Raw genomic sequence first — 13,008 nt, forward strand, 5'->3', positions numbered from 1 at the left:
GGGGTTTGAAATTTCTTGTTGCCTTGACATTAGTGATAAAAGATAGGATATTATGAAGGTAATTCCAATTATAAATTAGGAGTATATTCATGAGCATTATTGAATTTATCGAAGCCAGGGAAATCCTTGACTCACGTGGTAACCCCACCGTTGAAGTAGACGTTATTCTCGAAGATGGCTCGATGGGCCGTGCAGCAGTTCCCTCCGGTGCTTCCACCGGTGTTCACGAGGCTGTTGAACTCCGTGATGGTGACAAGAACCGCTATATGGGAAAAGGTGTTCTCAAGGCTGTTGACAATGTCAACGATATCATCGCTCCTGAACTTGAAGGTATGGACGCCCTCGACCAGGTCGCCATTGACCGTGCAATGATTGCCCTCGATGGTACCCCGAACAAAGCAAAGCTTGGCGCTAATGCCATTCTGGGTGTTTCCATGGCTGTAGCACGTGCGGCTGCCGATTTCCTTGGCTTGCCCTTGTACAAGTACCTCGGTTCCTACCATGCCTGTGTCCTCCCTGTTCCGATGGCTAACATCCTGAACGGCGGTGCCCATAGCGATAACAAGGTAGACTTCCAGGAATTCATGGTTATGCCTATCGGTGCTCCTTCCCTCCGCGAAGGTATCCGTTGGACAGCCGAAGTTTTCCACAACCTCAAGAAAGTTCTGAAAGGAAAAGGCTATAACACCGGTGTTGGTGATGAAGGTGGTTTTGCCCCTGACTTGCAGTCCAATGAAGAGGCCCTCGAGGTCATCATGGAAGCAATCAAGAACGCTGGTTACACCACTGGCCGTGATGGCGATTTCATGATTGCCCTCGACCCGGCTGCTTCCGAATTGTACAATGAGGAAACCAAGCTCTATACTCTCAGATGGACCACCGGCGAGAAGCTGACCAGCAAGCAGATGGTAGACATGTGGGAAGATTGGTGCAACCGTTACCCCATCATCTCAATCGAAGATGGTATGGCTGAAGACGACTGGGAAGGCTGGAAGCTTCTGACCGACCGCGTTGGCGACCGTATCCAGCTTGTCGGTGACGACTTGTTCGTAACCAACGTAGAGAGACTGAAGATGGGCCTCGAGAAGGGTGTTGGTAACTCTATCCTTATCAAGGTAAACCAGATCGGTACCCTCACCGAGACCTACGAAGCCATTGACCTTGCAAAGCGCAATGGTTACACCGCTGTAGTTTCCCACCGCTCAGGCGAGACTGAAGACAACTTCATCGCTGACCTGGTAGTAGGACTCGAGACCGGAGAGATCAAGACCGGTTCCATGAGCCGCAGTGACCGTCTTGCAAAGTACAACCAGCTGATGCGCATCGAGGATTACCTCGGAGATACCGCAAAATATGCTGGACGCGATGCTTTCCGTGTTCTGTAGTAAATAGTCTGTATTGTAGGGGCCATCGCATTGCGATGGCCCTTTTTTGGCTGCTGGCAGTTTTCCCCGGCCTAGCCCTATTTCTTGACAACTGACTCTCAATGCAATAGGTTAATGAGCAGGATTCCTTGAAATTCAAGAAAAGGGATGGACCCAGTATGACAATTCAGACGGCACAGCCAATGAAAGGAACCCTATTGGGGGAAGTAAAGACATTTCTGTCCGCAAATTCCCTCTCGTATGAAGGGGATCCCTCGTTTACCTGTCTTCTCAGAGATGACAGTGACAGGATAATCGGTACCGGTTCGCTTGAAGGAAATGTGCTCAAATATATTGCCATTGAGAAGAATCACCAGGGGGAGGGCTTGCTTTCCCAACTTATGACCTCACTGGTAACCCAGGCTTTTTTTGAGGGATATACGCATCTTTTTATTTTTACAAAACCCAAAAACAAGGCGTTGTTCAGCCCCTTTGGCTTTTTCCCGATTGAGGAAACCGAGCAGGTGCTCTTGATGGAAAACAGGAAGGATGGAATCCTCCAATATATCAACTCCCTCGAGAGGGAAACCGAAGAGCTGGTCAGGGGTAGAGGTCTCTCCAAAATCGGTGATATAGGGGTAATCGTAGTAAATTGTAATCCCTTTACCAAAGGCCATCGTTATTTGATTGCGTATGCGGCGCAAAAGTGTGCGTTGCTCCATGTCTTTGTGGTATCCAGCGACAAAAGCGTCTTTCCTTCTTCCGTTCGCTTTGACCTGGTCAAAAAAGGGACAGAGGATCTTTCGAATGTACTTGTGCATGAAGCGAGTGATTACCTGGTATCCTCAGCAACTTTTCCTTCCTATTTTCTCAAAGAGACAAACAAGGCAGGTTTCGTAAATTGCCAGTTGGATATTGGTATCTTTCTGCATTATATCGTTCCAGCCCTGGGGATTACACGCCGTTTTGTCGGTACGGAACCGCTGTGCAGGACAACGGAAGCCTACAATCGCCAGATGGAATTGATGCTCGGTGCAAAAGGGGTAGGATTCGAGGAAGTTGCCCGAAAACAAGAAAGCGAGGTCCCTATCAGTGCCTCGTTGGTTCGCCGTCTGATGGCACAAAAAAGATTTGAGGATATCAAACCCTTGGTTCCCGAGACAACCTATGATTTTATTATGTCCCAACAGGGCCAGGCTATCGCGGATCAGTTGAAAATGGAAAGGGTATAGCCTTTTCCCCAGATGGTTTGGATGTATTTTGGGGTCTTGGGGTTTTCCTCGATCTTGTTTCTCAGCCTGTTGATGTAGACCATGATGGCATTGTCGTCTACTACGGAATCTCCCCAGATTTGTTCATAGAGTGCCTCCTTGGAAAAAACCTGGTTCGGATGTTCCAAAAAAAGTTTCATGAGGATAAGTTCTTTTGCCGATAGGAAAATTTCCTCATCCCCTTTATAAAAACGCATGGATTTATTGTCGAGGGTGAATGGTCCCAACGTGGTGTTTTCCCCTTGGGTGTTCTGTCCCTGCTTATCCCTTCTGATCAGGGCTTTGATCTTTGCTCCAAGGACAACCGGATTGAATGGCTTGTAAATGTAATTGTCTGCACCCAAATCGAGCCCATAGAGGGTTTCATAGTCCTCGGTTTTCCCACTGATAATGATTACCGGTGTTGTGATTCCTATATATCTGATCTGTTTCAAAACCTGGAAACCATCAATGCCTGGGAGCATGATGTCGAGTAGGATTAATTGGAAAGTGGTATTTTTCAATAACTTGATAGCCTCTTCCCCATTGCTTACGGCAACAGGGGTGAGGTCATTGCAGGTAATTACCTTTGACATCAACTTGCGGATTGACGTATCATCGTCGACAATAAGTACCTTATCAGGCATTGGTATGAAGCCCCTTCTATTTTTTCTTTGTTTCCCAGTATACGTGATATAATCGCCGGTAACAATAATTTTCAGGAGAAAGCAGTGTCCTTAGATGATACGATCAAAAAAGAAGCCAGAACCTGGGTGCCTCTGCTGTTTGTTGCTTTTGGTATCATCCTGACAGTTTTCATTCTCTTGGTGAGTATTTTTCACCAGTATTCGACAATTATCACCGAAAACAGCAAAACCAAACAAATGACCATTGCAAAGAATATTGCAGAAGCAATGAGTGGGGAAATAAACCAGACCAAGCAGGGCCTGTATTTTTTTGTTGAATCGGAAGATTTGAAACATGCACTGCATTCTTTTACCGAAGATAGCATCAAATGGCCGCTTGATCAGCTGGTCCTTTCCTATAGTGTCTATAATTCTCAGATTATTGGCAATATGCTAATTTCCAATGATTCACTCGAAAACCCTTTTTGGAGCCTGAAACAGAAAGATTATACGTTTTTGAGCACCGTAAGCAAGGATGATCTTGCCGAGATAGGGTTGTGGTTGAGCGGACCGGACAATCATGACTGCTTTTTGTCTATTACCGTGCATAATGAGCAAGGCGTTGCGGTTACTGCTATGCTTGACCTGCAGCTCATGTACGAGCGGATGCTTTCCCATGTCAAACTTGGGGAAAAGGGTTACGCCTTGGTGAAGAATAGTGATGGAGTCGTTATTATGTATCACCTTCGGGAACAAATCGGGGTTAATGCAGTTACCGAACGCCAGGCTTTATATCCTGATATACAACTGGATTTGGCCAGTCTCGAGAAAATGATTGACAAACAGAAACAAGGCAAAGAGGGTATTGATGTCTACCAATCCTATTGGTGGAATGAGGAAAATCCGAAAAAGATAACAAAGATAGCCGCCTATTGCCCAGTTGTCATAGACAATGGATTCTTGATCGTAAGCGCGGTCCTTGATTATAAGGAAATTACCGACCAGGCAACCGGGGGCATGATTAAGGTAATTCTCCTTACCTTGTTGATTTGTGTGATTCTGTTCGGGGTTGTTGTTTTGTTGATATCTTCGATTCTGGAGAAGAATGAGATTGAGAGGCGTAATACCTATTTGAACCAGTTGAACAAGACTTTGCTTACCCTTCATGATAATGAACAGATGATTCTCCATCAGCAAAGACTGCAAAATATCGGCACCATGACCAGTGGCATCGCCCATGAGTTCAACAACCTACTTACCCCTATTATGGGCTACTCAACTTTGATGGTTGAGCAGATGGACACAGACAATCCCTATTATGATGATGTTCAGGAGATTCTCAAATCCTCGGAGAAAGCCAAGGATATCATCCAACAAATTCTTTCACTCGGTAAGCGAACGACTGAAACTGTCTTTGAATACAGGAATGTTGCCACCCTTCTCAAAAAGACAGAGAAAATGATAGTGGGGATACTCTCTCCCAATGTCAGCTTCGATTTACGTATTCTTGACGATGCAAGCGGCTTCTTTTGTAATGAGACCCAGCTAAGTCAGATTATCCTGAACATTGTATTGAATGCAGAGGCGGCAATCGGGGATGGGCAGGGAACCATACAGGTTGTGTACAGAAAAGTCCGTAAAGCTGAATATAAAGGAACGTTTCTTCAAAATCAGAAGGAAGGGCAGGATGAGCAATTTGGAATGTTTGGCCAAATTACCGTCACCGATGATGGAAGTGGAATGGATGAGGAAACCTGCAGTAAGATTTTCGATCCCTTTTTTACGACAAAAAGTGCTACAGGTGGGACAGGCTTGGGGTTATCAATCGTCCAGAACATTGTAGCTGCCCACAAGGGAACAATTACCGTTACCTCAAAAATTGGTGTCGGGTCGTGTTTTTCGCTTACATTCCCCTTGGCTGAGGCTCTTTTCTCTGAACCCGGGCAGATGAAAGGGAAGGTGTCGGTTGTCTCCTCGGTGCAAAAACCAGTCAGGATTTTGTTGGTTGACGACAATATTGCAGTGCTGAAAGTCCTGCAAAAGAATTTGGGTGCCGAAGGTTTTATCGTAGTCACCACCCTTGATCCTTTCGAGGCGCTGTCACTTTTAAAAAAGGACCGGTATACCATCCTTGTAACGGATGACTACATGCAAGGGATGAATGGTCTGGATCTAGCCTTGAAAGCCAAGCTGAGCAACCCCCAGATGCCGGTCCTCATCCTCACTGGTTTGCTCCGGAAGGAAATTGTTGAAGCCCAGCAATCGAAGATTATAGCTTCTTATCTGATCAAGCCTGTCTCTCCCTTTGAATTGGTTGATTCCATCTCAAAGGCTATCGGTTAAAACCTTAATAAAAATTAAGAATTGATTAATTTTATAGTAAGAATTGCCTCCTATACTAAGATATAGGCGTTGACATGTGCCTCGCCAAAGTATTTTTTAGGAGGCCTATTTTGAAAAAAGGATCTATTATTCTGCTTTGCCTACTAATGGCAGTGCCCTTTGCCCTGTTCGCAAACGGTACCAGTGAATCGGCAACATCCGATAAACAAGTTGTCTACCCAAAGGGTAATTTTGATTTTGTAGCCCCGGCAGGAGCTGGTGGCGGCTGGGATTTGACCATCAGGACCGTTGCCAAGGTTCTTGGTGATACAAAATTGGTCTCAGTACCGATGCCTGTACGCAATGCTCCCGGTGCCGGTGGTGCAGTCCATCTTGGAACCTTGCAGACCAAGAAAGGCGATGACAAGACTATCACGGTATATTCCCCTCCAATCATTTTCTTCAATCTGAATGGAACCTCAAAGTATGGTTTTCGCAATGCCACTCCCTTGGCTCGCCTGATTGCAGACTATGCTGCCTTCGTCGTTAAGGCTGACTCCCCCTATAAGTCCATCATGGATGTCATGGATGCCTTGAAGAAAGACCCCAAGTCGGTAAAGATCGGCGGTACTTCAGCAGCCGGTTCCATGGACCATATCCAGTTCTTGATTATGGCACGCGCAGCAGGAGTGAAGAACCTCAACATGATCGACTACATCGCGTTTGATAGCGATGGGGCAACCCAGGTTCTTGGCGGACATATAGATTTGTTCTCCACAAGCCTCGCTGACGTCATGGGATTGGTAAACAGTGGGGACCTTCGTGTCCTTGCCCAGACAGCAGACAAGAGAATCGGCACTGGAAAGGCAGCCGAGATTCCAACCTGTATCGAAGAAGGAATCAATGAGACCTTCCAGAACTGGAGAGGTTTGTTCGGAAGCCCTGATATGCCCGAGTATGCCGTGACCTATTGGAGAGATACTCTTTCCAAATTGGCAAAGACTCCTGAATGGGCAGCCGCACTTACCAAATACGGTTGGGACAATGTGTACCTCGACAGCCCTGATTTCGTGAAGTTCCTGGAAAAGACTGAGAGTGACTATCAAGTAATCCTGAAAGAAATTGGAATGATCTAAAAACTGTCTTTTATCGCTCTGGCCTACATTAGGCCAGGGCGTATTTTGCTTCGGAGGAACCGATGAATGTTTCAATGATTATGTCAATTGTCGTAACGATGATTGGCTTTGTGTATACCCTATCTACCTTTTTGCTACCGAATGCAAAGATAGGCCTCAAATATGAACCGAAGATATTCCCCGCAATACTGGGAATCAGCCTGCTCGTCATGGGGACCTTGCTGATCATCCAGGAAATTAGGGAGAATGCGAAAACCACAGAAAAGAAACCAACTGTTACCTTTCTTGGACAAGAGCAGAAAAACATCCTGTTGACCGTGGCAAACGGTTTTCTCTATGCGTTGCTCTTCGAGCGGATTGGCTATGTATTTTCCACCATCCTTTTTTTGAACATCCAGTTGTATGTATTTAGGGGGAGAAAACCTTGGAAGAGTTCCCTGGTTATCTCTGTAATTTTCTCTGTTGTGGCTTTCGTCCTCTTTTTTGTATTGATGGGCGTATATCTGCCAAAGTCTCCCTTAGGGTTTGTATAAGGAAATAGAATATGAATAGTTTTCAATTATTACTACAAGGCTTTGGCGTAGCCTCTCAACCGTTCTACATCCTTTGCGTAACCATAGGGGGTGTCCTTGGTACCATTGTTGGGATGCTTCCAGGCCTTGGACCTGCGACTGGGGTAGCCATACTTTTACCCCTGACTTTCTCCATGGGACCCGTGGCAGCGTTGATCATGATGTGCGGGGTCTATTACGGTGCGATGTATGGAGGGTCTAGGGCCTCTATCCTCATCAACACCCCTGGAGACGGGGCCGCCATTGCGGCAACCTTTGATGGCTATCCTATGAGTCTGCAGGGAAGAGCGGAAGCTGCTTTGGCAATCTCCGCAATTGCATCCTTCATCGGTGGTACGATTTCGACTATCCTTATAGCTTTCATGGCTCTCCCTGTCTCCCGGTTTGCCTTGCAGTTCGGGTCAGCTGAATATTTTCTTCTCTATGTATTTGCCTTGAGTGCAACTGCATCGATGTCAGACGGTAAAAAACTCAAAGGGTTTATATCCATGGTAATCGGACTGATGGTTTCAACTGTTGGGATCGACCCTCAGTCGGGAGTCAACCGATTCAGTTTTGGGCTTCTTGAGTTGCAGGGTGGTATCGATTTCCTCATTGTCATTATTGCAGTCTTTGCCTTCGGGGAGGTGCTCAAGAGTTTCAAGAATATCTCCGACGGAAAGAAAAAAATGCAGACGAAATTCGGAAAAATCTGGATTACGAAAGACGACTGGAAACGTTCCGTCTGGCCTATTCTCCGTAGTTCCCCCTTGGGATTCTTCGTCGGTGTTCTCCCTGGTGCGGGTGCTACCATCGCTTCTTTGATGGCCTATAGCAATGAAAAACGCTTTTCAAAACACCCGGAAGAATTTGGACATGGAGCTATCGAAGGGGTAGCTGCCCCTGAGTCGGCAAATAACTCGGCTTCCGTCGGCGCCTTGATCCCCATGCTTGCCCTTGGTGTACCAGGTTCTGGGACTACCGCTGTTATGATGGGTGCCATGCTTATGTTAGGGCTTCAGCCCGGCCCAGCCCTGTTCCAGCAGCAGAGCCATATCGTCTGGGCGATTATCGCCAGCATGTTCATTGGAAACATCATTCTGGCTGTAATAAACATACCCTTGGCTGGTTTGCTGGTCCGTGTCCTTGCCGTTCCCCCACGGGTTCTGTATCCGATTGTTCTTGGTTTGACCTTTGTAGGTACCTATGCGATTGCCTCGTCCACAGCAAGTTTTTATATGTTGCTTGTGTTCGGAATCTTTGGCTACTTGATGGCGAAAGCAGATTTCCCTACCAGCCCCTTTGTCCTGGCAGTAATTGTAGGGACAAATATGGAGCAGTACTTCAGACGTGCTTACAAAATTGCAGATGGAAGTTTTAAGATTTTTGTCAGCACACCTATTTGTATCATTCTTCTTGTTCTCATAGTAGGTTCCTTCCTTCTGCCTCTTTTCCAATCGTATAGGAAGGCGAGGAAGTTGAAATCCCAACACTAGACATTGTGGGAGCCTGCAGATTTGCAGGCAATCTTTACGCATAGTATTTGTTTTGAGGAGTTGTTGTAATGAAAGTAGTTAGCACTGGCTTAGCCGGAACTATGGAATCGAGCGATATCATGGTTACCGTGTGCAAGGGGTCGAATGAGGGGATTACCATTCATTTGACGAGCTCGGTTTCTAAACAGTTTGGCAAGCAGATAAAAAATGTGATTCGTGAATGTGTTATGAAACTCGGAGTCACTGATGCCGATATAACAGCCGTTGACCAAGGGGCCCTTGACTGCGTCATCAAAGCCAGGGTCGAAACAGCTCTGTATCGTTCCTGTGAAAGTACTGATTACCGGTGGGAGGTCTGACTATGGAAGACAAGCTCAGACGTACGATGATGTTTGTTCCCGGGAACAATCCCGGAATGATAAAAGATGCCTACATATATAACTGTGACAGTATTATGTTCGACCTTGAAGACAGTGTTTCCTATGCAGAGAAAGATGCAGCCCGGAGCCTGGTATTCCATGCGTTGACTACTATCGATTACGGGGACAAAGAACTTGTGGTAAGAGTCAACGCACTCAATACTTTCATCGGTATCGCGGACCTGGAAGCAATGGTCAGGGCAAAAGTCGATGTAATCAGGCTGCCAAAGACAGAAACCGCCGAGGATATCGTGTTCTGCGAGCAACAAGTCGAACGAATCGAGAAAAGCATTGGGATGCAAATCGGTACGACAAAGTTAATGGCAGCGATCGAGAGTGCAGAAGGAGTGTTGAACGCTCCTCTTATCGCCAAGGCAAGCAAGCGCCTTATTGGAATTGCCTTAGGTGCTGAAGACTATGTTACGGATTTGAAGACAAACCGTTCTCCCGAAGGAACCGAATTGCTGTTTGCCCGGTGCATGATATTGCAGGCTGCAAGGGCAGCGGGCATCTGTGCCCTCGATACCGTTTATTCGGATGTAAATAACGAAGAAGGCTTGATTGCAGAGGTGAAGCATATCAAGCAACTCGGTTTCGATGGTAAATCGGTAATCAATCCACGGCAGATTCAACCGGTTATCGATGTGTTCACTCCTACCGAGAAGGAAATTCAGAAAGCCTTGGCTGTAATGGAAGCCATTGAGGAAGCGAATAGGCGTGGTTCAGGGGTAATTGCACTCAACGGCAAGATGATCGACCGACCTATCGTACTGCGGGCAGAACGGGTGATCAACCTGGCAAAAGCTGCAAAGATTCTTAAATAGGAGAGAGCAGATGCAGAAAATCGACATGACTGCAATACAACATATCAAAGATCTGAAAGACGTGCAGGTACCGTTTACCCTTGACCATGCACACAAGGAACTCAAGACCTGCCATGAGAGGGAGCTGAGTGAAAACAAGATTGTCCCTTCGCTTGAGGAAGCGATAAGGCAAGCAGGTTTGCAAGACGGGATGACCATCTCATTCCACCACCATTTTCGTAATGGCGACTATGTGGTCAACATGGTGATGGATACTATTGCAAAGATGGGCTTCAAGGATTTGGTCCTGGCTCCTAGTTCGTTGATCGATATCCATAAGCCATTGATTGAACATATCAGAAATGGGGTCATCCGTAGAATTGAAACAAGTGGTATCCGAGGTGATCTTGCTGAGGCGATTTCCCGGGGTCTGATGGATATCCCTGTTGTCTTCCGTTCCCACGGAGGACGGGCTGCAGTTATAGAGTCAGGGCAACTTCCCATCGACATAGCTTTCCTCGGGGCGCCCTCCTGTGACCCGTTTGGAAATGCAAATGGTTATTCCAGGGATAATGACAAAGGTGTTATCTGTGGGTCGATGGGGTATGCGAAACTTGACGCCCAGTATGCTAAAAAGGTTATCATCCTAACCGACAATATTGTTCCCTTTCCCAATGTTCCCTTTGGAATACCGGAATCAGATGTCGATTTTGTCGTAGAGGTCGATGCCATCGGGGATCCGAATGGAATAATGGGGGGCTCAACTCGTTTTACCACAAACCCGAAGGAGCTGATGATAGCCCAGAAAGTTTCGGAGGTTATCGAGGCCACTGACTTCTTCCGCAATGGGTTTTCAATTCAGATGGGATCCGGTGGAGCAAGCCTGGCTACAGTTCGCTTCTTGAAAGACAAAATGATCCAGCACAACATTAAAGCCAGCTTTGCCCTTGGTGGTATAACCGGCCAGATTGTCCAACTTCATGAAGAAGGGTTGATCAAGAAAATTCTGGACGTACAGTCTTTTGACCTCGTTGCGGCCAGATCCCTGAAAGATAACCGGTTTCACCAGCAGATTTCTGCTTCCTATTATGCAAGCCCCCACAATACGGGCTCTGCAGTGAACCAGCTGGATTTCGTTATTCTCTCTGCACTTGAGGTCGATACTAAATTCAACATCAATGTACTTACCGGTAGTGATGGGGTTATCCGTGGAGCAATCGGCGGACATTGTGATACGGCCGCAGGAGCGTCTGTTTCCATCATCACCTGTCCTCTGACCCGAGGAAGGATTGCCACCATCGTAGACAAGGTCAATACCGTAGTCACGCCAGGGAAGACAATCGATATTGTCGTCACTGACCAAGGCGTGGCGGTCAATCCCCTCCGTAATGACTTGATTACGATGCTCACGAATGCTGGTATTGACCTGTGCACTATCGAACAGCTCCGGGAAAAGGCCGCTAGGATTGTCGGGGATTCGACTCCCATTACCTATACAGACAAGGTTGTCGGGGTGGTTACCTACCGCGATGGTTCGGTTATCGACTTGATTTATCAAGTGAAGGACGAGGAAGAGGTATAATTCTATGGCTACGCTTGAGGAAATTCTCAAAGAAAGGGATTGCCGCTCAGCTTTGCAGGCATCCCTTATCGAAAAATACGGATACCCTCTGGTTGTCTGTACTATGAATATCCCAGGACCGGATAAAAACAACGCCAGGATTCAAGCTGGTTTCGACAAGAGTATGGAAGCTTTTTCAATAAAGAATGAAGCGAACCTGGAAAAAGTGCTTGAACGTCGTTTAGAAACTGGTCCTGAGGCTTATTTCATCGTAACGGGAGGGACGAACCTGCTTTCCCTCAAGCGTAGACTTGCTTTTTTCGAACAAACCTATCCGATAGGTCGTTTGCTAGACCTGGATGTAAAGAGACTCGACGGTTCCCCGGTTTCCCGCAAGGATATCAACCTGGGGAGTAGAAAATGCCTTTTATGCCACAGGCCGGCCAAAGAATGTGCAAGGAGCCAACGACATAGCATCGAGGAACTCTCAGCTTATATGAATGAGGTCTTGGATAGGTTCTTGTGTAAAAACCACCCATGGAAGTAGAAGAATTTCTCTGCGCGAAAGCCTTACTTGAAGAAGTCGGAACCACTAGGAAACCTGGACTGGTTGACCGGATTCATAGTGGTGGGCATACGGATATGGACTACCAGACTTTTGTTGCAAGTACCAGAGCCCTGAAACCCTTCTTTGGGGAAATGGCAGAAACAGGTAAAAACTGGGAAGGCTCGCTTCCAGCTCTGTTCAAGAAGATCAGATTGATCGGGCAGGTAGCTGAATTGGCGATGTTTCAAGCTACCGGTGGGGTGAATACCCATAAAGGGCTTCTTTTTTCTGCTGGCATCCTTTGCAGTATTTCCGGCTATTCCAGAATGAAGTATGGTAGCACTAATACAGACTTACTGTGTTCCCTGGTACAAGAAATGACGTTTGAAGTGCTGGAGGAGGAATTTTTTCAGATACTGGAAAAGCCCCAGAAAACCCATGGTGAGCAGTTGTTTACAACCAAGGGCATCCGCGGTATACGCGGAGAGGTGCAGCAAGGATTTCCTTCTGTCCTCACCGTTTCACTTCCCGTCTATACTCGCTTGCTCAAGGAGGGAAGGGATTCCAACCTTGCCAGAATCCAGACATTGTTGCATCTGATGGCCAACGTATGTGACACCAATATCTTATATCGACATAGCCAGGAAACTTTGGATTATGTACAGCAAACTGCCCATTACATCCTGCAAAGGGGAGGGGCGTTTAGTGAAGAAGGTCTATCTCTCATTGTTGATTTTGACCGGATATGTACGGAAAAGAAAATCAGTGCAGGGGGATGTGCCGACTTGCTCGGTGTCACCATCCTTTTACATGATCTCAATCTCCTCGATGCCTATGGCTCTACCCCCTCTGCGCTTCTGCAGTTCTTCAGGATTTTAACCAGTACCAGTAATAAAGAATGTTCCTTACATGAGTCTCCGGTATTTTTTTGAA

The 13,008-nt window shown here is 46.7% G+C and carries 12 protein-coding genes; 11 read left to right on the forward strand and 1 reads right to left on the reverse strand.

What is annotated here, in order from left to right; genetic code table 11:
• Positions 1-89: 89 nt before the first annotated feature.
• Together eno and citC are read left to right on the forward strand one after the other, a co-directional pair.
• Positions 90-1,385 carry a phosphopyruvate hydratase gene (gene eno / locus SPIGRAPES_RS12725; RefSeq protein WP_014271154.1) on the forward strand — a complete coding sequence of 432 codons (1,296 nt, stop codon included), beginning with the start codon at positions 90-92 and terminating at the stop codon, positions 1,383-1,385.
• A gap of 158 nt (positions 1,386-1,543) precedes the next feature.
• Positions 1,544-2,596, forward strand: coding sequence for a [citrate (pro-3S)-lyase] ligase (gene citC, locus SPIGRAPES_RS12730; RefSeq protein WP_014271155.1), 1,053 nt, complete (start codon positions 1,544-1,546; stop codon positions 2,594-2,596).
• Here the strand turns inward: citC and SPIGRAPES_RS12735 are convergent.
• Positions 2,572-3,261, reverse strand: coding sequence for a response regulator transcription factor (locus SPIGRAPES_RS12735; protein WP_014271156.1), 690 nt, complete (start codon positions 3,259-3,261; stop codon positions 2,572-2,574). The two genes, citC and SPIGRAPES_RS12735, sit on opposite strands and share 25 nt — an antisense overlap.
• 84 nt (positions 3,262-3,345) lie before the next feature.
• Here SPIGRAPES_RS12735 and SPIGRAPES_RS12740 point away from each other — a divergent pair, with 84 nt between their 5' ends.
• The 9 genes from SPIGRAPES_RS12740 to citG all read left to right on the forward strand — a co-directional run bounded on the left by SPIGRAPES_RS12740 (position 3,346) and on the right by citG (position 13,007).
• Positions 3,346-5,583, forward strand: coding sequence for an ATP-binding protein (locus tag SPIGRAPES_RS12740; RefSeq protein ID WP_014271157.1), 2,238 nt, complete (start codon positions 3,346-3,348; stop codon positions 5,581-5,583).
• 110 nt (positions 5,584-5,693) lie between these two features.
• The gene (locus SPIGRAPES_RS12745; RefSeq protein WP_041384682.1) at positions 5,694-6,698 is read left to right on the forward strand and encodes a tripartite tricarboxylate transporter substrate binding protein; all 1,005 of its coding nucleotides are present in this window, start codon (positions 5,694-5,696) and stop codon (positions 6,696-6,698) included.
• 62 nt (positions 6,699-6,760) lie between these two features.
• Positions 6,761-7,231 carry a tripartite tricarboxylate transporter TctB family protein gene (locus tag SPIGRAPES_RS12750; protein WP_014271159.1) on the forward strand — a complete coding sequence of 157 codons (471 nt, stop codon included), beginning with the start codon at positions 6,761-6,763 and terminating at the stop codon, positions 7,229-7,231.
• Positions 7,232-7,242: 11 nt separating this feature from the next.
• Positions 7,243-8,745 carry a tripartite tricarboxylate transporter permease gene (locus tag SPIGRAPES_RS12755; RefSeq protein WP_014271160.1) on the forward strand — a complete coding sequence of 501 codons (1,503 nt, stop codon included), beginning with the start codon at positions 7,243-7,245 and terminating at the stop codon, positions 8,743-8,745.
• 68 nt (positions 8,746-8,813) lie between these two features.
• Complete coding sequence (gene citD / locus SPIGRAPES_RS12760; RefSeq protein WP_014271161.1) at positions 8,814-9,104, forward strand: citrate lyase acyl carrier protein; 291 nt, start codon at positions 8,814-8,816, stop codon at positions 9,102-9,104.
• Between the two features lie 2 nt (positions 9,105-9,106).
• Positions 9,107-9,988 (forward strand): citrate (pro-3S)-lyase subunit beta, encoded by an 882-nt coding sequence (citE, locus tag SPIGRAPES_RS12765; protein WP_014271162.1) that lies wholly within the window; start codon positions 9,107-9,109, stop codon positions 9,986-9,988.
• 10 nt (positions 9,989-9,998) lie between these two features.
• A complete protein-coding gene (citF, locus tag SPIGRAPES_RS12770; protein WP_014271163.1) occupies positions 9,999-11,549 on the forward strand; it encodes a citrate lyase subunit alpha in 1,551 nt (516 codons plus the stop codon).
• Between the two features lie 4 nt (positions 11,550-11,553).
• Positions 11,554-12,075, forward strand: a complete 522-nt coding sequence (gene citX, locus SPIGRAPES_RS12775) for a citrate lyase holo-[acyl-carrier protein] synthase (RefSeq protein ID WP_014271164.1) — start codon at positions 11,554-11,556, stop codon at positions 12,073-12,075.
• Complete coding sequence (gene citG, locus SPIGRAPES_RS12780) at positions 12,066-13,007, forward strand: triphosphoribosyl-dephospho-CoA synthase CitG (protein WP_014271165.1); 942 nt, start codon at positions 12,066-12,068, stop codon at positions 13,005-13,007. Before citX ends, citG begins: the two co-directional genes overlap by 10 nt.
• The last annotated feature ends 1 nt before the right edge of the window (position 13,008 follow it).

Origin of the sequence: Sphaerochaeta pleomorpha str. Grapes (assembly GCF_000236685.1) — a bacterium.
GTDB classification, from domain to species: Bacteria; Spirochaetota; Spirochaetia; order Sphaerochaetales; family Sphaerochaetaceae; genus Sphaerochaeta; species Sphaerochaeta pleomorpha.